17 protein-coding genes are annotated in these 21,209 nt (G+C 68.4%); 9 read left to right on the forward strand and 8 right to left on the reverse strand.

Features of this window, described 5'->3' with window-relative positions:
* The first annotated feature begins 42 nt into the window (after positions 1 to 42).
* From ACWGCN_RS00465 to ACWGCN_RS00475, 3 genes are all read left to right on the forward strand, one after another.
* The gene (locus tag ACWGCN_RS00465; RefSeq protein ID WP_378989258.1) at positions 43 to 2,316 is read left to right on the forward strand and encodes a transglycosylase domain-containing protein; all 2,274 of its coding nucleotides are present in this window, start codon (positions 43 to 45) and stop codon (positions 2,314 to 2,316) included.
* Between the two features lie 177 nt (positions 2,317 to 2,493).
* On the forward strand, positions 2,494 to 2,949 hold the full coding sequence (locus ACWGCN_RS00470; protein ID WP_358066940.1) for a GyrI-like domain-containing protein: 456 nt from the start codon (positions 2,494 to 2,496) through the stop codon (positions 2,947 to 2,949).
* Complete coding sequence (locus ACWGCN_RS00475) at positions 2,949 to 3,380, forward strand: GyrI-like domain-containing protein (protein WP_378989259.1); 432 nt, start codon at positions 2,949 to 2,951, stop codon at positions 3,378 to 3,380. Before ACWGCN_RS00470 ends, ACWGCN_RS00475 begins: the two co-directional genes overlap by 1 nt.
* Positions 3,381 to 3,439: 59 nt before the next feature.
* On the opposite strand, the gene ACWGCN_RS00480 is transcribed toward ACWGCN_RS00475, so the two are convergent.
* The 3 genes from ACWGCN_RS00480 to ACWGCN_RS00490 form a co-directional block, all read right to left on the reverse strand.
* Positions 3,440 to 4,549: an inositol-3-phosphate synthase gene (locus ACWGCN_RS00480; RefSeq protein WP_378989260.1), complete on the reverse strand. Its 1,110-nt coding sequence runs from the start codon at positions 4,547 to 4,549 to the stop codon at positions 3,440 to 3,442.
* The gene (locus ACWGCN_RS00485) at positions 4,542 to 5,099 is read right to left on the reverse strand and encodes a PadR family transcriptional regulator (protein WP_056823890.1); all 558 of its coding nucleotides are present in this window, start codon (positions 5,097 to 5,099) and stop codon (positions 4,542 to 4,544) included. Before ACWGCN_RS00485 ends, ACWGCN_RS00480 begins: the two co-directional genes overlap by 8 nt.
* Before the next feature lie 89 nt (positions 5,100 to 5,188).
* Complete coding sequence (locus ACWGCN_RS00490) at positions 5,189 to 5,743, reverse strand: DUF1707 SHOCT-like domain-containing protein (RefSeq protein ID WP_452458508.1); 555 nt, start codon at positions 5,741 to 5,743, stop codon at positions 5,189 to 5,191.
* A gap of 123 nt (positions 5,744 to 5,866) precedes the next feature.
* On the opposite strand from ACWGCN_RS00490, the gene ACWGCN_RS00495 reads away from it, so the two are divergent.
* From ACWGCN_RS00495 to ACWGCN_RS00505, 3 genes are all read left to right on the forward strand, one after another.
* Positions 5,867 to 6,283 carry a DUF5318 domain-containing protein gene (locus ACWGCN_RS00495; RefSeq protein WP_170112103.1) on the forward strand — a complete coding sequence of 139 codons (417 nt, stop codon included), beginning with the start codon at positions 5,867 to 5,869 and terminating at the stop codon, positions 6,281 to 6,283.
* Between the two features lie 942 nt (positions 6,284 to 7,225).
* Positions 7,226 to 9,406, forward strand: coding sequence for a transglycosylase domain-containing protein (locus ACWGCN_RS00500; protein WP_452458521.1), 2,181 nt, complete (start codon positions 7,226 to 7,228; stop codon positions 9,404 to 9,406).
* A gap of 21 nt (positions 9,407 to 9,427) precedes the next feature.
* Positions 9,428 to 11,167 (forward strand): glycosyltransferase family 87 protein, encoded by a 1,740-nt coding sequence (locus tag ACWGCN_RS00505; RefSeq protein ID WP_452449645.1) that lies wholly within the window; start codon positions 9,428 to 9,430, stop codon positions 11,165 to 11,167.
* Between the two features lie 23 nt (positions 11,168 to 11,190).
* Here ACWGCN_RS00505 and ACWGCN_RS00510 read toward each other — a convergent pair whose 3' ends face one another.
* Positions 11,191 to 12,744, reverse strand: coding sequence for a TerD family protein (locus tag ACWGCN_RS00510; RefSeq protein ID WP_452458509.1), 1,554 nt, complete (start codon positions 12,742 to 12,744; stop codon positions 11,191 to 11,193).
* 20 nt (positions 12,745 to 12,764) lie between these two features.
* On the reverse strand, positions 12,765 to 14,120 hold the full coding sequence (locus ACWGCN_RS00515; protein ID WP_378989264.1) for a TerD family protein: 1,356 nt from the start codon (positions 14,118 to 14,120) through the stop codon (positions 12,765 to 12,767).
* Positions 14,121 to 14,304: 184 nt separating this feature from the next.
* Here ACWGCN_RS00515 and ACWGCN_RS00520 point away from each other — a divergent pair, with 184 nt between their 5' ends.
* From ACWGCN_RS00520 to ACWGCN_RS00530, 3 genes are read left to right on the forward strand one after another with little or no spacing between them, the layout of a single operon-like run.
* Positions 14,305 to 14,928, forward strand: coding sequence for an AIM24 family protein (locus ACWGCN_RS00520; protein ID WP_452458510.1), 624 nt, complete (start codon positions 14,305 to 14,307; stop codon positions 14,926 to 14,928).
* Positions 14,929 to 14,937: 9 nt separating this feature from the next.
* Entirely contained in the window at positions 14,938 to 15,639 is a 702-nt protein-coding gene (locus tag ACWGCN_RS00525; protein WP_378989266.1) for an AIM24 family protein, read from the forward strand.
* A gap of 4 nt (positions 15,640 to 15,643) precedes the next feature.
* Positions 15,644 to 16,408: an AIM24 family protein gene (locus tag ACWGCN_RS00530; protein ID WP_062990545.1), complete on the forward strand. Its 765-nt coding sequence runs from the start codon at positions 15,644 to 15,646 to the stop codon at positions 16,406 to 16,408.
* Positions 16,409 to 16,454: 46 nt separating this feature from the next.
* Here the strand turns inward: ACWGCN_RS00530 and ACWGCN_RS00535 are convergent, their stop codons facing one another.
* Genes ACWGCN_RS00535 through ACWGCN_RS00545 form a run of 3 tightly spaced genes read right to left on the reverse strand, consistent with a single transcriptional unit; the run spans position 16,455 to position 21,204 of the window.
* Positions 16,455 to 17,249, reverse strand: coding sequence for an HAD family hydrolase (locus ACWGCN_RS00535; protein ID WP_452458522.1), 795 nt, complete (start codon positions 17,247 to 17,249; stop codon positions 16,455 to 16,457).
* Between the two features lie 38 nt (positions 17,250 to 17,287).
* Positions 17,288 to 19,996 (reverse strand): phosphoribosyltransferase, encoded by a 2,709-nt coding sequence (locus ACWGCN_RS00540; RefSeq protein WP_452458511.1) that lies wholly within the window; start codon positions 19,994 to 19,996, stop codon positions 17,288 to 17,290.
* Complete coding sequence (locus tag ACWGCN_RS00545; protein WP_378989268.1) at positions 19,993 to 21,204, reverse strand: HpcH/HpaI aldolase/citrate lyase family protein; 1,212 nt, start codon at positions 21,202 to 21,204, stop codon at positions 19,993 to 19,995. Before ACWGCN_RS00545 ends, ACWGCN_RS00540 begins: the two co-directional genes overlap by 4 nt.
* Positions 21,205 to 21,209 lie beyond the last annotated feature (5 nt).

Consider the following 21,209-nt stretch of genomic DNA (forward strand, 5'->3'; position numbering starts at 1 on the left):
CGGTGCAGGTGAGTTCTTCTGCTCGCTCCGAAAGGAGATGGTGTGGCCTCCCAGCGCGGGCGCGGGCGTTCCGATGGGGACGTTCCGTATACCTCGATTGCCGGGTTCCGCGATCCGCTGGCGAAAGAGCAGAAGCCGGCCAAGGGCGCGGCGCGACGGGCACAGGCCGCCCGACTGGCCGCCACCGACGGGTCCGGCGACCCGCCCCCGGAACGCAAGCCACGCACCAGGGGTCAGCGCATCCGGCGGTTGCTGCTCGCGCTCTTCGTGATCTTCGTGTGTGTGCCCGCGCTGCTGTTCGTCGCGGTGTACTGGAGTTCGGAGATCCCCGAACCGGCGGAGGTCGCGGTCGAACAGCCCGCGACCGTCCTCGCCGCCGACGGCACCACCGTGCTGACCAAATTCATTCCGCCACAGGGCAATCGGATTCCCATCCCGCTCACCGATGTGCCGTTCCCGGTGCGGGACGCCGTGCTGGCGGCCGAAGACCGCACCTTCTATACGAACGCCGGTTACTCGACGAGCGGCTTCCTGCGCGCCGCTCGCGACAATGTGACGGGTCAGGACAACGCGGGCGGCGGCTCGACGATCACCCAGCAGTACGTGAAGAACGCCTTCCTGAGCTCCGAGCGCACCGTCACCCGCAAGATGCGGGAGTTGATCATCGCGGCCAAGATGGCGCGGCAGTGGAGCAAGGACGAGATCCTGTCCGCCTACCTCAACACCATCTACTTCGGGCGCGGGGCGTACGGGATCGCGTCCGCGGCGAAGGCCTATTTCGACAAGCCGGTGCCGGACCTGACGCTCGCGGAGGGGGCCGTCTTGGCGGCGGTGATCCGCTCGCCCTCGGTGCTGGACCCGGAGAACCATCTCGATCAGCTGCGGGCGCGCTGGCAGTACGTGCTCGACGGGATGGTCGAGATGAAAGCGCTCGCGCCCGGCGACCGGGACGCGACGGTGTTCCCGCCGATCATCCCGCTCGACGACGTGCCCGCGGAGTCGGCCGCGCTCGGACCGGAAGGCCATATCCGCACCCAGGTGCTGCGCGAACTGCGGGCCGCGGGCCTCGACGACGCCGACATCAACACGGGCGCACTGCAGATCACCACCACCATCGACGCCGCGGCCCAGGCAGGCGCGGTCGATTCGGTGCGTGAGCGGCTGTCGTGGCAACCACCGGAGCTGCGCTCGGCCGTGGTGTCGATCGATCCGCGCAGCGGGGCCGTGCGGGCCTACTACGGCGGCGAGGACGGGACCGGGTTCGATTTCGCGCAGGCGCCGCTCCAAACCGGTTCCGCGTTCAAGGTTTTCGCGCTCGTCGCCGCCCAGCGGCAAGGCATCCCGGTGACGCGGGCGATGGACAGCTCGCCCATCACCGACCGCGGTACCGAGATCACCAACGTCGAGGGTGACTCGTGCGGACGCTGCTCGCTCGCCGAGGCGCTCAAACGCTCGCTGAACACCAGCTTCTACCGGCTCACCATGACGATGGCCGACGGCCCGCGCTCGATCGCCGAGGCCGCGCACCTGGCCGGCATCCCCGAGTACATTCCCGGCGTCGAGGGCATGAGCCTGTCGGAGCCGGACGGTTACCCGCTCAACGGGATCGTGCTCGGCCAGTACCTGGTGCGACCCATCGACATGGCGTCGGCGTACGCGACGCTGGCTGCCTCGGGGGTCTATCACCAGCCGTACTTCGTGCAGAAGGTGAGCACCGGAGACGGGCGGGTGCTGCTCGACCGCAGCTGGGAAACCGCGACAGGCAAGCGACATTCGGAGCCTGAACAGCGGATCACCCCGGCGATCGCCGATGCCACCACCGCCGCGATGCTGCCGATCGCCAACTACTCCAACGGCCACGGCCTCGCCGACGGCAGACAGTCGGCGAGCAAGACCGGAACCACCCAGCTCGGCGAGACCAAGGACAACAAGGACGCGTGGATGGTGGGGTACACGCCCTCGCTGTCCACCGCGGTGTGGGTGGGCACCGAGCACCCCCAGCCGCTGCGCACCGGTCGCGGTGGGGCCGTCTGGGGTTCAGGGCTGCCCGCCGACATCTGGAAGCAGTCGATGGACGCCGCGCTGGCCGGAACGCCGGTCGAACAGTTCGAAGTGCAGCCGGTGCCGAGCCCGCCGCTGGTGCCATCGCCGGGCACCGGACCGGCGCCGACACCGGGCGGCGGCTTCGACATCTTCGGTCCGCCGACGAACTCACCGCGCCCCGCGCCGCCGCCGCTGATCATCATCCCGCCCGCACCGACGCCCGTCGTCCCCGGTGAGCTGTTCCCCGGACTCGGCGGCGAAGGGCCGCGATAGATCACGAGTTGGCGCAGCCGGACCCGACTACCCTGAGGACATGGCAACATCGTTGCCCAGAGCGCGAACCGCCCGACCAGGGGTCGAATGATCCCGGCGCGGAACCTGTCGGACCGATACGGGAGGATGTGCGGTCGGTACCGACATGCGACGACACTAGACATAGGGGCTACGCAGGTGGATTTCAATGTCGTTGACCGTCCCGAGACGCTGATCGCGGGCACGGTGCTTCGCAGTCCGGCGCTCGCCGTCGAGGGGCCGCGCCGCGCCAAAGTGGTCGAGGCGTGGGCGAACCTGCGGGCGAGAACGTTACCGGGACCGGTCGCGACGGGGTATGTCGATTTCGCGCCGGAGATCAATTCCTACCTCACCCACATCGTCGGCTACGAGTGCAAGACTCTCGCCGACCTGGAGGTAGGCGACGTGCTCGGCCGGATTCCGGCCGGCCGCTACGCGCGATTCGTGGCCAGCGGCGACAACCTCGGCGACACCATCGTCGGGCTCTGGCGCCAGGTGTGGGACGCGGAGGCCGCAGGTGAATTCGTGCGTGCCTATACCGGCGATTGCGAGCAGTATCCCGACGAACGCACGGTCGAGATCTTCGTGTCGCTGACCGAGGAGAAGGACAGCTGATGGCCGTGGATTTCGAAATCGTCACCCTCGCCGACGGTTTGATCGCGGGTCTCACCGTGCCGTTGGCCGGGCGTGAAGTGACCGCGCGCGATCTCGACCTGGTGAACTTCACCTGGGATCGGTACCTGTCGCGGGAGAAGACGGTGCCTCGCGCGGCCGCCTATATCGGTCAGAACGATCATGCGGTGGCCGTGCTCGGCTACGAGGTCGGCGGCTTGGACGACATCGACGAAGGCGACGTGCTCACCCGCATTCCCGCGGGTCGCTACGCCAAGTTCGTGGTCGCGGACAAGCCCTACGATCTGCTGCGCACCGCGTGGGCGCAGGTGATCAAGGCCGAGAACGCCGGCACCATCACCCGCTCGCACACGGCCGAGCTGGAGCGCTACACCGGTCCGACCTCGGTCGAGGTGTACGTCTCCCTGGACTGAAGACGACAAGAGCCGGTGTGCACGAGAGTTCGTGCGCACCGGCTCTTTTCGTTCAGTGACTAATCGGCACCGATGATGAACGCCTCGAGCTGAGTGCGCGCCACATCGTCGGCGATCTGCACCGGCGGGGACTTCATCAGGTAGGCCGAGGCCGGGATGACGGGTCCGCCGATGCCGCGGTCCTTGGCGATCTTCGCCGCGCGGACAGCGTCGATGATGATGCCCGCCGAGTTCGGCGAGTCCCACACCTCGAGCTTGTACTCCAGGTTCAGCGGAGCATCGCCGAACGCACGACCCTCGAGGCGCACGTAGGCCCACTTGCGGTCGTCGAGCCACTCCACGTAGTCCGAGGGACCGATGTGGACGTTGCGGTCGTGGACCTTGCCCGCGAGCGCCCCGGTGAGGTTCGAGGTGACGGCCTGGGTCTTGGAGACCTTCTTCGACTCCAGACGCTCACGCTCGAGCATGTTCTTGAAGTCCATGTTGCCGCCGACATTGAGCTGGTAGGTGCGATCGAGCACCACGCCGCGGTCTTCGAACAGCTTGGCCATCACGCGGTGGGTGATGGTCGCGCCGACCTGCGACTTGATGTCGTCACCGACGATCGGGACACCGGCGTCGACGAACTTCTGCGCCCAGACCGGGTCGGAGGCGATGAAGACCGGCAGCGCGTTGACGAAGGCGACGTTCGCGTCGATCGCGCACTGCGCGTAGAACTTGTCGGCCTCTTCGGAACCGACGGGCAGGTACGAGACCAGTACGTCGACCTCGGCGTCTTTGAGCGCCTTGACCACGTCGACCGCGGGCGCCTCGGACTGCTCGATGGTCTGCGCGTAGTACTTGCCGATGCCGTCGAGGGTCGGGCCACGCAGGACCGTCACGTCGGTCGGCGGCACGTCGGAGATCTTGATGGTGTTGTTCTCGCTGGCGAAGATGGCCTCGGCCAGGTCGAAGCCGACCTTCTTGGCGTCGACATCGAACGCGGCCACGAACTTCACGTCACGGACGTGGTAGCTACCGAACTTGACGTGCATGAGGCCGGGAACGACCTGGTTCTCGTCGGCATCCTTGTAGTACTGCACGCCCTGCACCAGCGACGATGCGCAGTTGCCCACACCGACGATCGCGACGCGAACTTCGCCGGATCCAACCTTGTTGACATCACTCATGGCCGCTCTTTCCCTCTTTCTGTGGTGCCGCCTTCGTCGATTGCTCCGCCGCAATCAACTCGTTGAGCCAGCGCACTTCGCGCTCGCTTGATTCCAATCCGAGCTGGTGGAGCTGCTTGGTGTAGCGATCCAGTGACCCGCTGGCCTTCTTGATCGCTTCCCGCAGACCCTCTCGGCGCTCCTCGACCTGACGACGTCTGCCCTCCAGAATCCGCATTCTCGCCTCGGCGGGAGTGCGGCTGAAGAAGGCAAGGTGAACGCCGAAGCCGTCATCGGTGTAGTTCTGCGGACCGGTGTCGGCAAGGAGTTCGGAGAACCGTTCCCGGCCGACCGGCGTGAGCCGGTAGACGCGGCGCGCACGGCGCGCGAGCGCGCCGTCCGGAAGCTCCTCGGCGATCAACCCGTCGGCCTGCATTCTGCGCAGCGTCGGGTAGAGCGAACCGTAGGAGAAGGCCCGGAACGCTCCGAGCAGGCCCGTCAACCGCTTGCGCAGCTCGTAACCGTGCATGGGCGCGTCGAGGAGCAGGCCGAGAATCGCCAATTCGAGCACTGCCGACCTCACTCCCTGACTATGTCGACCTGAAAGGCCGAACAGACCTAACCGTGGATGCGACTTCCAACTATATCGGAGCGATACATCTACGCACAGTCGAATGTGACGCATGCGTCATCGACGCAGGTCAGCGCGGAGACAGGAATCAGGGGCTCGGCATCCGCCTCCGCGCCCGGCGCGAACCCGATACCGAGGTCGGGGCGCTGGTGGAGTTCTGCCACCAAAGTGGACAAATCACCCAATGTTCGTGCTTCTGTGGCCAATTCGGCCATTGCGGCGTGTTCGTCGGCGTCGAGTTGGCCGTCGGCGCGGGCGGTGTCGAGCGCTTCGATCGTCGCGGTGCGGTCGCTCGATCTGGCTCTCGTGTGGGCCGGGTACTCGGCGCGAGCCCGGCGACGCGGGCGCCGGGAGGGCGGATTCTCGCCGAAAACCGCAGGTGATTGCAGGTCGGCGGTGAGGCGGGCGAGGTCACCGACGGTGCGGGCGGTGCTCGCTGACGCGACGCGGTCGTGGTACTCCTGCGCGCCGAGTGGCCCCTCGGCGTACGCCGCGTCAAGCACGGTCGACGCCTGTGCGCGATCGATGTCACGTGCGCGCAGCACCGAATCGACGGCTGCCCGTCGCCGCCCGGATTCAGCCATGGCCGTGGGTCACCTCACCTGCGAAGACACCCGGATGAACCCCGGTATCGGGAGTTCAGTCCGGGAGATCGGATCAAACGATGCCGTGGGCACGCGTATCCGAACCCCGCTACTCTGGTGATCGTGCGAATTCAGCGGCAGGTGGTGGACTATGCGCTCCGGCGCCGGTCGCTGCTGGCCGATGTCTACGCGGGGCGGGTCGGCGTCGCCGAGGTGTGCGACGCGAACCCGTATCTGCTCCGGGCCGCGAAGTTTCACGGCCGGGGTAGTGAGGCGACCTGCCCGATCTGCCGGAAAGAGCAGCTGACGTTGGTTTCGTGGGTGTTCGGCGATGGGCTCGGCCAAGCGGCCGGGTCGGCGCGGACGCCCGAGGAACTGATTCGGATGGCCGAGTCGAACGAAGAATTCTCGGTGCATGTCGTCGAGGTCTGTCGCTCGTGCAGCTGGAACCACCTGGTGCAGTCGTACGTGCTCGGCACGGCGCCCGCCCCCGCCCGGCGACGGACGAGTTCGCGAGCCCGGCGCTCTGCTGCCGAATGATGGCGTGTGGAGCGACGCGGCTGCGCAGTGACGGGCGGCCCGAACAAGTGATGGTGGCCACCGCGTGATGCGCCACTGTTCGGGGTGCACCCTCTCCGCGCCGGTACTCCGGCGCGGATGTCGTGTGCCCGAACCTTACAAGTTATGGAGATCTGGTCAGTGAGTTCGCCCTACGAGTCCTCCCCCCACGGCGATGATCCGCGCGGCGGCCGTCCGGCTCGGGGTGCGCAATCAGGTCTCCCCCCGCAGTCGGGTGATCGGCCCGGTGGTCCCCCGCCGCGTCGGCCGATGCCGCCCACCGGTCCGCGCCCGCAGGGTGCGCCCGGTGCTCCCGCGCAGGGCGGGCGCCCGCAGGGTGGCGGCCCGGTGCCTGGTGGACGCGGTCCGCAGGGACCGCCGCCGAATCGTCAGCAGGGGCCGCCGCCCGGTGGGATGCCGCCGCGTCGGCCGGGTCAGCCGCCCCAGCGTCCCGGTGGTCCGCAGGGCGGACCGCCTCCGCAGGGTGTGCCCGGTCAGGGCAGGCCGCCGCAGGGTAGGCCCCCGCAGCCGGGTCGGGCCGCGCCGCCCGCGGCGGGCGCCACACAGAAGTTGCCGCGTCCCGGCAGCCCCGACGAGTCGACCGTGCGGGCGAATCAGCCGGGGCGGACCGTGCGCGGCGCGAACGACGACGTAGCCAGGACGGCTCGCGCGGGCGGTGCCGCCGCGGCCACACGGGCCGGCGCTGGCCGGCGTCCCGGTGGGCCCACCACCGGTGAACGTCGCGCCACCACGCCGGGTGGTCCCACCACCGGTGAACGTCGCGCCGCCGGCGTGGGCGGCACCCCGCCGCCGACCGGTCCGCGCAACCGCCGCGACGGTGGCGGGGGCGACGACGGCTCCGGTAGTGATGGTGCGGTGAAGAAATCGCCGTGGCGGATCGTGCGCCGGACACTCTATGTCCTGATGGCCCTGGCCATCGTCGTGCCGAGCGCGGTGTTCCTGGTCGCCTACACGGCGGTGTCGGTGCCCAAGCCGGGCGATCTCGAGACCAACCAGGTGGCGACGATCTTCGCCAGCGACGGCTCCACCGAGATCAGCAAGGTGGTCCCGCCGCAGGGCAACCGCACCGAGGTCTCGATCGATCAGATCCCGCCGCACGTGCGCAATGCCGTGATCGCCGCCGAGGACCGCGACTTCTACACCAACCCCGGCTTCTCGGTCTCGGGCTTCGCCCGCGCCGCCCGCGACAACGTCCTCGGCAAGGAAAGCGCCGGTGGTGGTTCCACGATCACCCAGCAGTACGTGAAGAACGCGCTGGTCGGTGACGAGCGGTCGATGACGCGCAAGATGCACGAGCTGGTGATCTCGGCCAAGATGGCGCGGCAGTGGAGCAAGGAAGACATCCTCGCCGCCTACCTGAACACCATCTACTTCGGTCGTGGCGCGTACGGCATCGACGCCGCGTCCAAGGCCTACTTCGGCAAGCCGGTGCAGGAGCTGACCGTGGCCGAGGGCGCTGTGCTGGCCGCGACCATCCAGCTGCCCTCGATGCTGGATCCGGAGAAGAACCCCGAGGGCGCCAAGACCCGCTGGAGTTACGTGCTCGACGGCATGGTCGCGGAGAACAACCTGCCCGCGACGGAACGTCAGGGGATGCAGTACCCACAGGTGGTGTCGCTGGCTTCGCTCGGCGACAAGAACAACGACGAGGGCCCGAACGGTCTGGTGAAGAACCAGGTGCTCCAGGAGCTCTCGACCGCGGGCATCAGCGAGCAGCAGCTGAACACCGAGGGCTTGCAGATCACTACCACGATCGATCAGAAGGCGCAGGACGCCGCGATCAAGGCCGCACAGGGCAAGCTCGACGGTGAGCCGGAGAACCTGCGCACCGCGGTGGTCTCCGTCGACCCACGCACCGGTGCGGTGCGCGCCTACTACGGCGGCAACGACGGGCAGGGCTACGACTTCGCCAATGCCGGTCTGCCGACGGGCTCCTCGTTCAAGGCGATCGGTCTGGCCGCGAATCTCGAACAGGGCGTCCCGCTTTCGCAGCTCTACGACAGCTCGCCGATCACCGTCAACGGCATCAAGATCGGCAACGTCGAGGGTGAGGGCTGTGGCATGTGCACCATCGCCGAGGCGCTCAAGCGTTCGCTGAACACCAGCTTCTACCGCATGCAGCTGGACATGCAGAACGGTCCGCAGAAGATCGCCGATATGGGCCACAAGCTCGGTATCGCGACGGAGCTGCCCGGCGTCGGCGCCACGCTGACCGAGCCCGGCGGCGTCGGCCCCAACAACGGCATCGTGCTCGGCCAGTACCAGTCGCGCCCGCTCGACATGGCCTCGGCGTACGCCACCTTCGCGGCCTCGGGCGTCTACCACGCACCGCATTTCGTGCAGAAGGTCGTCACCGCCAAGGGTGAGGTGCTGCTCGATCGTGGTGAGCCCGCCGGTGAGCAGCGGATCAGCGCGGCCGTGGCCGACAACGTCACCGCGGCGATGAAGCCGATCGCGGCCTACTCGCGCAACCACAACCTGGCCGGCGGCCGCGAATCCGCCGCCAAGACCGGTACCCACCAGCTCGGCGACACCGGCAACAACCGGGACGCCTGGATGGTCGGCTACACCCCGTCGCTGTCGACCGCGGTGTGGGTCGGTACCGAGCAGGGCGACGCGCTCAAGAACTACGGCGGCGGCGCCGTCTACGGTTCCGGTCTGCCTTCCGACATCTGGAAGGCGACGATGGACGGCGCGCTGTCGGGCACGTCGAACGAGTCGTTCCCCAAGCCCGCCCCGATCAAGGGCCAGGCCGGTGTGCCGGAATGGTCGGCGCCCTACACCGCGCCGTCGACCACCGCGCCCGCGATCGTGCCGCCGGTGATCGTGCCCTCGCAGGTCGAGATCCTGCCCGGCATCCGGATTCCGGTGCCCGGGGTGCAGCAGCAGCCCGCGGTGCCGCAGTCGCAGTCCACGCCAGAGACCGGTGCGGGCCCGCTGCCCGGCCAGCCGACGGCGGGGCCGGACGGCGCGCCCGCGACCCCCGGAAACGGCAACGGCGGGTCGAACAGACCGGGTAATGGCGCCAACGGCAACGACAACGAGAGCAGCGGCGCGGGAACCACGCCGACCCGATCCCGGTAACCACCGGTAGCCTCGGATGTCGTGACCGATCAGCAACTCGCGGACCAGCCGGCGTCGAGTGGTACCCGGCCGGGCCGCGAGGCGGGGTACGTGGCGCCCGCCCGGCTGGCGCCCGACCTCCGCTCGATCGATGCCCGCGACCGGCCGAGCCGCAACGACTCGCTGACCGCGCAGCTGTCCACCGTGGTCGGCGGCCCGGTCGGCGATCACGCGCTGATCGGGCGGGTGCGGTTCTGGACGCCGCTGCGGGTGATGTTCGCCTTCACGGTGATCTTCCTGGCGCTGGGCTGGTCGGCGAAGGCCGGCTGCATCCAGCAGACCAGCGATGGCGACGGCGGTCTGATGCTGGACTGGAACAACGGCCGCCAGTACGTGGCCATGTGCTACTCCGACACCGTTCCGCTCTACGGTGCCGAACGGCTCAACGAGGGCGCGTTCCCGTACAAGAAGTCCTGGACCGAATCGACGCCCGACGGCGGCACCGAGACCAGATACATGGAGTATCCGGTGCTGTCGGGCCTGTACCAGTACGCGGCGATGCAGATCGGCAACGTCTGGGATCACCTGCCGTTGCCCGGCGCGATGTCGGTGGTGGTGTATTTCAACGTGGTCGCACTCGGCCTTTCGGTCGGCTGGCTGATCACCGTCTGGGCCTCGTCGCGATTAGCCGGGCGACGAGTGTGGGATGCCGCGCTGATCGCGGTGTCGCCGTTGGTGATCGTGCACATGTTCACGAATTTCGATGCGCTGGCAACGGCTTTCGCGGCTACCGGGCTGTTGGCGTGGGCGCGGCGTAAGCCGGTGCTCGCGGGCATCCTGCTCGGACTGGGCGGGGCGGCGAAGTTGTATCCGCTGCTGCTACTCGGGCCGATCGTGGTGCTGTGTCTGCGAGTGGATCCGATGCAGCGTCAGCCCGCCGCGCGGGCTGGGCTGCGGTTGCGCGATGTCGACAGTCTCGATTCCGCCCGCACCTGGCTGCGTGAAACGCCCGCGCGGACACATCTTTTCGCATTGCGGCCACTGGGCGCGGCAACCCTCACGGTCATCGCCGCGGTGGGCACCTGGGCGGCCGTGAATCTGCCGATCGCGGCGCTGTACCCGCAGGGTTGGCGAGAGTTCTTCCGGCTCAACACCACTCGCCACGCCGACCCCGATTCGATCTACAACGTGATCACCTCGTTCACCGGCTGGACCGGCTTCGACGGGCCGATCGGACACGGTGTACCCCCGACCGTCCTGAACACGGTCTCGCTGCTGGCCTTCGTCGCCGCCTGCGCGGGCATCGCCTACCTGGCACTCACCGCGCCACGGCGTCCCCGGCTGACTCAGCTGTGCTTCCTCGTCGTCGCGGCCTTCCTGCTGACGAACAAGGTGTGGAGCCCGCAGTACTCGCTGTGGCTGGTGCCGCTGGCGGTCCTCGCGCTGCCGCATCGACGAATCCTGCTGGCCTGGATGACCATCGATGCACTCGTCTGGGTGCCGCGCATGTACTACTACCTCGGCGAGGACAACAAGGGCCTGCCCGAACAGTGGTTCACCGGCACCGTCGTCCTGCGCGACCTGGCAGTCCTCGGCCTGTGCGCGCTGATCGTCTACGAGATCCTGCGCCCCCAGAACGACGTGGTCCGCCGCGACTTCGTCGACGACCCGGCGGGCGGGGTCCTCGACCGAGCCCTCGACCCCCTACTCCCCTGGCTCCCGGAATTCCTGCGCCCGAAACAGGCCACGATCAGCGCCCGACCGATATCGGTGCTGAACTGATCCGAGCGGGCGGAGGTGCAGGTCTACATCCGCAGGTAGCGGGCCTGGAGTTCGGGTTCGGCGGGGAGCATGTCGAGGTCTAGTTCCCAGGCGTTGCCGGTCCAGGGGTCGAACAGGGGGGTGCCGGGCATCGTGGGGAGGTGCCTGCACGACTGGGCGAGGAGATCTACCGGGCCGTCGCCGAATTCGCCGCCGCCGCTGCCGACGATGACCAGGGACAAGCCGATCAGGTCGCCGCGGACCATCAGTTGGCCCAGGCGCACCACGTCGCTGCCCTGGTAGCCGTGGGGGAAGTCGGCGGCGACGAGGATGCGGTGTTCGGTGGGGGGTACGGCTTGTCCGCTGTTGTAGGCGATGTCGGCGAGCTCGGCCGCGTGGGCGAGCTCGGCGAGGCGGGCGGAGATGTCGCCGTGATCGGCGATCACCGGGCCCGCCAACAGCGGGGCGAGTGGGGCGGCCAAGGTGCGCAGGCCGCCGGTGAGGTCGATCAGGTCGACCTTGGTCGGCTTGTCGGGGATCGCGGCGACGAGCCGGGCCACCAGGGCGCCGATCACGCGCGCGGCCGCGGCGGTGGATTCCGTGTCGACCCACAGCGGCCGGTTCAGCGGCACCGGAACGCAATACGGCACCCGCAGGCCACCGCGGTCGAGCGCGTACAGCTCGCCGAGCCGGATGCCGTCGCTGCGGGCGGCGCGGGTGGTCCACGCGGGCGCGAGCCAGGAGGCCAGCGCGGCGGGCATGGCGGCGTCGGCTTCGGCGATCTCGAGGCCGAGTTGGTCACTGTCGCGGCGATGGTCGGCGTCGGCGAGGGCAACCAGGTCGTCGTGGCGACGTTGCGCTTGCGCGCGGGCCGCGTCGGCGGCGGGGGTGTTGCGGGTCGCCGGATTCGACACCGCTTCGGAGAGTTCCTGATCCAGGCGTTTGGTCGCGTAGTCGCGAGCCGAGACCAGGGCGGCGGCGGAGCGAGCGGCGTCTTCGAAGATCATCCACATGCGTTGCAGACCGTGCTCGACTTCGAGCGGAATGCCCGATGCGGGAACAGGTCTCGCGACCGTCTCGGTAGGAGCGCTCGGCGGTGCGAGCGGTGCCGCCTGCCAGGCCTGCGCGGGTGCGGGCTCGGGAGGGGTCACCCCGTGCGCGGTGAGCAACTGAGCCGAGCCACCGGCATAACCCTGACCCAGCGCACGCAACTTCCAGCCACCACCGCGCCGATACACCTCGAGGCAGATCAGCGCACTCTCACCAGCGGTCGGCGAGATGACGAATTCCGCGGCGGGACTACCGTTTTCGTACAGCGACGCCGTCACCGTACCGAGCGCGTGCCCGCCCGTGACGAACAGCAGCACAGCATGCGCGTCGGACCTGATCTGCGACAGCGTCAGCTCCACCGCCGCCCCCGCGAAGCTCACGCCGGAGGCCGAGGGCCGCGACGCGCACACGTGATCGTGCACGTCGCGAACCCGCAGATCCTCGCCGACCACGAGCGCCCCGAGTTCGACGGCGCCGGTGGTCTGCGCGGTGAAGCGCACGGAATCAGCGGTCAGCGCAGTGTTCTGCCCTGCCTTCAGGTGAATCACGGTGTCTGCCCTGTCTTGGTTCAATTACCGCCGAGGAATCGGCCCAGCTGCGGCACCGCTTCACCGGGGTGCTTGGCATTGAAGCCCTCGCCGAGCGCCTGCATCTTCCAGTCGCCGCCGACGCGGTACACCTTCGCCATCGCCATCGCGGTGAACGGCATTCCGCCCGCGAGGGTGTAGCGGGCCAGCTCGCCGTTGGTGGCGCCGTCGATCAGGCGGCTGAAGGCGTTCTGCACCTGTTCGAAGGAGTGACCCTTGTACGAGGTGACGATGAACAGCAGCGTGGTGATGTGCGCCGGGATCCTGGTGAGGTCGACGAGGATCATCTCGTCGTCGCCGTCGCCCTCACCGGTGAGGTTGTCACCCTGGTGGCGCACCGACCCGTCCTTCGACGACAGCTGGCCGTAGTAGGCCACGTCGACGAGGTTCTGGTCGGCGAACAGGCAGACCGAGGCGTCGAGGTCGATGTCGACGGTGCGGTTGCCGAACATCCCGCGCGTGCGCACCGGGTCCCAGCCGAGGCCCATCTTCACGAAGGTCAGCGCGGCGCCGCCCTCCTTGCGCAGCGTGACCCGCTGCCCCTTCTGCAAGCTGACCGGGCGATCCTTGCTCAAACTGATCTCGCCTGCGGGCTGCTGCGGCGCACCCTGCGCGGGCGGCGGGTAACCCTGTCCGGGCGGCGGCGGGTAGCCGCCACCGGGCGGCTGCTGGGCCGGGCCGGGGGGCGGCGGGTAGCCACCGCCGGGCGGCGCGTAGGCGGGCGCGGCCTGCTGCGGGTAGCTGGGTGCGGACTGCGGCGGGTAGGCGGGCGGGGCCTGCTGCGGCGGAGGCGGCGGGGGCGCGGCCTGCTGCGGCGCGGCCTGGGCGGGTGAATCATCCACCTGCACACCGTGATCGGTGACCAGCGCGGCGAAACCACCGGCGTAACCCTGGCCGACCGCGCGCACCTTCCAGCTGCCCTGTCGGCGGTACAGCTCGAGCGCGATCACGATCGACTCGGCGTTCAGGCCGTCGATCTGGTAGCTGAACAGCTGGTTTCCCGAAGCATCGGAGACCAGCGCGGTGGGCGGCGCGAAGCGGCCGAAATTGCTGGTCGCGTCGTCGAGGGTGATCACCGCGCGGATCTGATCGATGTCGGCGGGCACCGCGGACAGCGAAACAGCAAGTGAGGCAGGCTGACCCGTCGGCCCGGGCCGCAGATCGACACCCGGCCCACTCGGCTGGTTGTAGAAGACGAAATCAGCGTCGGTGCGGACCTTGCCCTGCTCGGTCACGAGCAGCGCGGACAGGTCGGCCGGTGCGGTGACCTGGAGCGAGATCACCACGTCACTGACGGCCAACGGGCCGTTCTGGCCCTTGGCGAGTGTTGCAGACAAGTTAGACCCTTCGCTTGTCGTTTGGTGGGTGTTCCACGGCAGTGCTTGCCACTCTACGAGAAACCGGCCGCACGCGTCCGTGCTCTGTGGCCCGGGCGTACTTTCCCCTGATCGGTTAGGGTGACGTCGCAGTCGGAACGGGCGGTAGAACCGCCTTCGCAGAGGGGACGGGCACACACCTGTCATGGCGCAATTGTTCGAACAGTCGAAGAAGGTGATCGAGGCGCAGCTCGCGGGGACGAGTATCCGCGCGATCTCCGGCTCGATGGTGGCCTACGAAGGCAATGTCCAGTTCAAATCGGCCGGGTTCGGCGGCGGCGAGGGCGTGCTCAACGGCCTCAAACGCCGCGCCACCGGCGAGAAACTGTCACTGATGGAGTGCAACGGCAACGGGCGCGTGTTCCTGGCGGTGAACGGCCAGAACGTCACCGTGGTGAACCTGAACAACGACACGCTCCAGGTCGAGTCGCAGCAGCTGCTGGCCTTCGCGGGGAATCTGCGCACCGATGTGCGGTTCGCCGGGGTCGGCGGGATGTCGGCGGGCAGCGGACTGTTCACCACCACGGTCAGCGGGCAGGGTCAGGTGGCGCTGCTGTCGGCCGGTGGGCCGCTGATCCACCTCGAGGTGTCGCCGCAGTATCCGCTGATCGTGGATCCCGACGCGTTCGTCGCCTCGCGCGGCAATCTCAACCAGTCCTTCGTCACCGATGTCTCCTGGCGGTCGATGGTCGGACAGGATGCGGGCGAGGCGTTCTCGCTGCGGTTCGACGGCCAGGGTGTCGTGCTGATCCAGCCGGCGGAACGGTAGGGACAGGCGATGTTCGAGAAGGTCAACGGCAAGGTAGTCAAAGTCAACGTCGGTCAGGCGGGTGGCGTCGTCGCCCGTTCCGGCGCGATGCTGTTCTACACGGGTCAGGTCGCGTTCGCACCGCACCAGATTCCCGGCGCCGGTCAGGGCATGGGCGGCGGCGGTCTGATGCGGATGGCCGGGCAGATGATGGCCGGTGAGCACGAGCGGACCATGCTGGCGCAGGGCAACGGTGAGGTCCATTACGGATTCGCCGGGCTCGAGGTGCACGTGGTGCAGATGCAACCGGGCGCGGTGTTGCGGGCCGAGGCTTCACGTCTGCTCGCGCAGTCGGCCGGTTTGCAGGCTTCGGTGGTGTCGGTCGCCAGTTCGGGCGGTAGCGGTGGTGGCGGCGGCGGTCTGATGGGCGCGCTGCGCGGCGCCGCGGCAGGCGTCGCGACCGGGCAGGGCATGTTCACCACCCAGCTCAGCGGACAGGGTTCGGCGGTGCTGCTCGCGCACGGCGGCTTCCTGGAACTGCAAGTGGGCGGACCGAATCCGATCGTTGTCGACCCGCAGGCGTTCGTCGCCGCGTACGGCAACGTGCAGACCGAGCTGAAGTCCGCGATGAGCTGGCGCGACGCGGTGGGTCGCGGCGCGGGCGAGGCGATGCAATTGCATTGCCACGGACAGGGTGTGGTGTACGTGCAGGCCTCCGAAGAGAAGTTGTGAACCGATGAGCGAAATCCTCTCGCCGATGAATCTCGGTGCCAGCGACAACATTCCGGGCAACAGCTACGCCTACTGCATCGACCTGACCGGACCCTGGTTCATGCGCAAGGGCGCGATGATCGCCTACTACGGGCAGATCGAGTTCCAGATGCTCACGCACGGGCTGCAGGGCGGCCTGATGCACATGGTGAGCAGCCAGTTCTCCGCGCCGCTGTTCGCGGGCGACTACGTGGTGGCGCAGGGTCACGGCAAGCTGATCATCGGCGACCGCGGTTACGACATCAATTCCTATGACCTCGAAGAAGGCAACCTCACCATCCGCGGCGCGAACCTGCTGGCCTTCGAGCCCGGACTGGCGCTCAAGCAGTCGATCGTGCCCGGATTCCTCACGCTGATCGGCACCGGCAAGTTCCTCGCGTCGTCGAACGGGCCGGTGATGTTCGCCGAACCGCCCCTGCGCGTCGACCCCGAATCCCTGGTGGGCTGGGCTGATTGCCCGTCGCCCAGTCACCACTACGACCAGGGCTGGATCGGCAGTTTCCTCGCGGCGGGTGCGGCCAGGATGGGCGCCAACTCCGGAGAGGAACGGCAGTTCGACTTCACCGGAGCAGGCACGGTGCTGATCCAGTCGACCGAGAAGATCATGAGCGACAACGCCCTGGTGCGCACCATCGAGGGGCAGCTCCAGAGCGGCGTCACGGTGGGCGGTCTCCAGCGCATTCAGGGCGTGATCGCCCAGCAGCTGGCCGGTCAGCAGCAGCACTACTGATCACATCGAACCCGGGTGCCGTTGCGGCGCCCGGGTTTTCGGTTGCCTACGCGGGGACCGTGGCGCGCTCAGCCGCCGCGTGGAACCACCCGAGGATCTCCTCGCCTGCCAGGATTCCCGAGGACGTGGTGATCGTGAGGTTGGGGGCGGTGAAGTTCAGTTCTTCCAGCTCGCCGTGGCGGGGACGGATCGCGGCATCGGCCGCCTTCAGCATCTCGGCGTCCAGTGCGCCGTCGCCCGCGGTGAACAGCGTTGCCCCGTCGGATAATTCGCCGGATTCGGTCAGCCTGCGACGGACTTCGGCAACAGCGAGACTCTTGCAGACGGCGTCGGGCATCGTGTAGATCTTGCGACCCTGCTGGGACGCCGACCAGCCGTTGGCGCGGCACCAGGTGTCCCATTCGGCGAGGAAACCCGCGGGGACCAGGTCCGGACGGACCACCAGGTAGCAGAACAGCTCGTCGGCCTCGCGGTACTTGGTGACCCAGGAATCGTCGATGCGGGAGCGTAATTCGGCGCCCACGTCGGCGAGGGTAGCGCCCGACGCGTTGACCTGGTCGTCGATGGCCACGCGCCACGCGGGGTCGGGGATGCCGTCGACCAGGATGTTACCGCCGTTGCTGGTGATCGCGTACCGCCACGGGGCACCGGGAAGGGCGATGCGCTGGAACTGTTCGATGGTGCGGGTGGTCGTCGGAATCACCGGAGCGCCTGCCGCGAGCTCGCGCAGGGCCGCGATAGCGCTGACGGTCATGTAGGAGAGCGGTTCACCCTCGTAGTACTCGACGCACTCCTTCGCGACGGCCTCGGCACCACCGAAGCCGTTGCGGGAGAAGATCATCGTGCGATCCAGATCGGTCGCGAAGAGGGACTCGGCGGTCACCGGGGTAGCTCCTTGATCAGGCCCATGCAGGAGTAGGCCAGGTCGGGGACCACTTCCACCGGGACATTGCGCGCCGCGGCGAGCAGGCGGATGTGGGCGTGCTCCGGTGCGTCTGCCTCACGGACCAGCACTCGCCACGGTACCCGGCGCAACAGCACCCGGGTCGTCTCGCCGACGCCGGGCTTCACGTAATTGACTGTGCTGATGCCGTATTCGGCGCGGACCTTCTCCACCGACGCCCACCCGGACCAGTCCGGCGTGCGGTCGGAATCGCGGATGGCGGCGACGGCGGCGGGCACCTGCTCGCTGATCGTGCCGAAAGCCGCTGTGACGGTGTCGATCAGCTGGTTCGAGACATCGGCGCCGATCAGGTCGCGGTAGAACTTGGCGCCGTGGAACTCGCCGGGGCCGATCAGGGTGCCGTTCAAGACGGTGCGTGAAACCAGGCCGGACACCGTCGAATTGAGGCAGGCCGAGGCGATGAGGAAGTCGTCACGGGTGCCGTAGGTGCGTACACAGTTGGCGGGGTCGGCCAGAACCACGAGCTCGTCGTTGAATCTGGCGCCGCCGGCGGCGTGATAGGCGTCGAGGGCGGCGGTGAGTTCGTGGGTGATCGCACCCTTGCCGGTCCAGCCGTCGACGAAGACGATCGAGGACGGATCATGATGGCGGGCGAGGTAGTCCAGTGCCACGGCGTCGATACCGCGATCACGAACGATCGAGACCGCGTAATGCGGCACGGTCAGGGGCTCGCGGCCGATCCCGCTGACGAGCCAACGCCGCATGAGCACGCCGACGGGCGTGCCCGCCCTGGCCAGCGACACCAGGACCACGTTCGCACCACGTTCGGCGACAACGAGTTCGGCCACGGTCGCGACGGCCAGCGCCAGTCGCTCGGCGCTGTCGGCCAGCACGCGATCGAAGAGCTCGCGATATTCGGCGTCGGGCTGGAACTCCACGGGCAACGACTCGGCGTAATGGGCCACACCGGCTTGGATGCGCCGTTCGCGTTCCGTCACATCGGCTTCCAGATCGGCGTCCGAGAGATCTTTCAGCAGCCACGAAACATCCTCGGGCGCATACGAACCGAACGCGGGGCCGTGCAGGGCTTCGGGGAACGGCCCCGCACCCGGCTGCTTCGGGGCCGCGGCAGAGCTCGAGCCGTCACCGTGTTCCGCGCGGCCCGCACGGTCCGCAGAATCGGTCGCCACGGTCGATTCCTTGCGACTCGGCGCGTTCGCGCTGGTGGCGGAATCGTTGTACGACACCGACAGTGACGCAGTCCCAGCCACTCGCTCAGCGGTCCGGCCCGCGTGCAGCGCACGAGGATCCGCACCTGGCACGACTGCGATCAGGATATCGGCGCCCGACGCGGTGAGGACGTCGACCAGGCCGCCAGGGGCGACGAGTTCCGGCGTATCGGCGGGCGGATCGATGACGACCAGCAGGACCGGGTCCGCGTCGGGCCACTGGGCGTTGTAGAGGTAGCGCTGGGCGGTGGGGTCGGGTTCCGGGGCGGTGAACCGGAAGCCGCGGCGTAGGGGGTAGCCGGGTTCGTCGAGGACGTATGCCGGTGAACGGGTGGTGGTTTGGAAGCGGGCGGGGATGCCTGCGTCGGCCAAGTCGGCGGCCAGGCGCAAGGGGAGGTACATGAGTTCTTCGTGGCCGATGACGATGACCGGACGGCCGGCGAACTCGGCGTCGAGGCGGGAGTTCACCTCGTCGGCGATGGATTTCACCGCGACGTCGAAGGCGGCGTTGTCCGAGCGAAGGGTGCCGTGCCGACCGCCCTCGGGAACGTCGGCGGGCCAGGTCAATTCGATGCGTCCGTACGAACCCCGCTCGGTGGCGATCGGATTCAGCCGCGGTTCGGGCAGTGCGGTCACCGTGTCTATCAGCCCGGCCGGTAGCTCGGTGCGACCGGATGCCAGGCAGACCGTGTCGATGCGCGCACCGAGTTCGGCTGCGGCGGCTTCGAATTTGATCCGATCGGCAGGTGTGCGCATGTCGACCAGTGAGGCGAGGACGTAATGCGAGCGGGGAGCGAACGCGTGCAGTGCGCGGACCGCGTCGATGGCGGTGTCGCCGGTGGAGATCTCGTCGTCGACGAGCACCAGCGGCAGATCGTTGGCGAAGATCGCTGCGGGGGCGGGCTGGAGCAGGTGCGAGGTGGCGTGCGAATGACCCTCTTCGAAGCCGGTCAGTGTGGTGGCCCGTGACTCGTGCCTGCGGGTGGAGTGCAGGTAGCAGCCCGCGTCGATCCGCGCGGCCACGCAGTGACCGAGACCGGTAGCGGTCTCGGCGAATCCGAGCACCACGGCTTCACGATCACCCAGCACCTCGCGCACCAGATCGGCCAAGCGGTTACCCGCACCGATCACGATGCGCGGATCGGTCGGCAGGTGCTTGCCCAGCACCGTGGAAACCAGCAGATGGGCCCGCCGCGGATTGCGGCGCAGACCCGGCTGCACCAGCGCACCGATCGCGAGCTCGCCCGTCAGCACGCTCTCGGCGGACAACGCCACGAACCTCTCGGCCGAGGTCGCGGCGACATCGACGCTCTCACCGGTCACGCCATCGGCCGACCTCGCCGCGAGCACCTCACCCGGCACGTCGTCCTCGGCCGAGCGCGCGGCGAAGGACTCGCCGTGGTGCAGCTCGATGCCGAGATTCACTGTCGCCCACGGTGTTTCGAACGCACTCATTCGGCGATCATCGCTGTCAGCAAGTCCACGAAAGACACTCCCTTGTTCGCGACCCCGAACGCACGGGCCCGAACCAGCGTCTGGCGGGCCCAACTGCGGTGCGGGCGCATCTCGTTCATCTTGTTGCGGTATTCCGAGGCCGCGACGCCACCGACATCGGCCGCCATGATGTCGAGCGCATCGGCGTACTCCTCGTGGGTCACCACCGACAGCGCGTGCACCACGGCCACGTGCGAGGGGTGGATCACCGTTTTGCCCTGGATGCCGTTGGCGCGGTCGAGGGTGATCTCGCGCAGCAGGCCGTCGAGGTCGCGGCTCACCAGGTACTGGCGGAACTTCACCGCGTCGGATTCCTCGAACGGCGCGCTGCGCAGCTGCGGCCGGAACATCCGCTCGTGATCGGCGAAGTACTCCCACACCGGTCCGGTGATGATGAAGCCGGTGCCGTCGACGCGGCCGAGGTAATTGACGATGTCGGCGATCACGTCGGCGACCACCCGCACGTCGTAGATGGTGAGGTCGCGGTCGCGGCGGATGCCGAAGGTCGAGCACATGTCGGTGGCGCCGATTCGCACCGCCAGCAGCTGCTCACGGTGTCCGGCGAGCAGATCGGCGATGCGCGAGAGCTGCTCGTCACGGGTCTGGCGGTGCACCAGGTTCGACGATTCGAGCACCGGCATCGCGTAGACCGGACGGCCGAGGCTGCGGTTGGCGTCGTCGAGCGCGGCCAGGTAGGCGGGCCCGCTGACGGCGTCGAACTTGGGGAAGACGAATCCGGTGAGCACGTCGGCGCCCGGTCCGAGCGCGGCGACCAGTTCGCCGACCGAGGCCGCGTCGCGGACCCGGATGAACAGCATCGGGTTCGCGTCTTCGCCGCGTGCGAGCAGATCCAGGGTGTCCACCGCGTGCTGTTTGGCGGCCTCCACCTGGTGATCGGCGACCGCGTCCTCGAGGTCGATCACCATCGAGCACACCCCGCGCGCGGCCCGCCGGCGAATCGTGGCGGCGAGATCGGGGCGGGTCGCGGGCACATACAGGGTCGCGCCGAGCGCGGTCGCCAGCAGCTCCCGGTCGTCGTGGCCTTGGATCGGCTCCGGTTCGACCAGGAACAACTCCCGGCGGCGGGGACCCTGCAACTGCTGGAAATGGCGCAGCGGTACCTGCTTACGCAAGCAAACTTCCGGTGCGATGGCGTAGCCCGCGGTCATTCCCC

The sequence above is a fragment of the Nocardia sp. NPDC055050 genome, assembly GCF_053608345.1.

Bases quoted from the DNA above. Each gene is read 5' to 3' on its own strand.
- ACWGCN_RS00475 (WP_378989259.1), top strand. From the start codon at position 2,949: ATGGCCGTGGATTTCGAAATCGTCACCCTCGCCGACGGTTTGATCGCG.
- ACWGCN_RS00480 (WP_378989260.1), bottom strand. From the start codon at position 4,549: ATGAGTGATGTCAACAAGGTTGGATCCGGCGAAGTTCGCGTCGCGATC.
- ACWGCN_RS00490 (WP_452458508.1), bottom strand. From the start codon at position 5,743: ATGGCTGAATCCGGGCGGCGACGGGCAGCCGTCGATTCGGTGCTGCGC.
- ACWGCN_RS00500 (WP_452458521.1), top strand. From the start codon at position 7,226: ATGGCCCTGGCCATCGTCGTGCCGAGCGCGGTGTTCCTGGTCGCCTAC.
- ACWGCN_RS00520 (WP_452458510.1), top strand. From the start codon at position 14,305: ATGGCGCAATTGTTCGAACAGTCGAAGAAGGTGATCGAGGCGCAGCTC.
- ACWGCN_RS00525 (WP_378989266.1), top strand. From the start codon at position 14,938: ATGTTCGAGAAGGTCAACGGCAAGGTAGTCAAAGTCAACGTCGGTCAG.
- ACWGCN_RS00530 (WP_062990545.1), top strand. From the start codon at position 15,644: ATGAGCGAAATCCTCTCGCCGATGAATCTCGGTGCCAGCGACAACATT.
- ACWGCN_RS00535 (WP_452458522.1), bottom strand. From the start codon at position 17,249: ATGATCTTCTCCCGCAACGGCTTCGGTGGTGCCGAGGCCGTCGCGAAG.
- ACWGCN_RS00540 (WP_452458511.1), bottom strand. From the start codon at position 19,996: ATGAGTGCGTTCGAAACACCGTGGGCGACAGTGAATCTCGGCATCGAG.
- ACWGCN_RS00545 (WP_378989268.1), bottom strand. From the start codon at position 21,204: ATGACCGCGGGCTACGCCATCGCACCGGAAGTTTGCTTGCGTAAGCAG.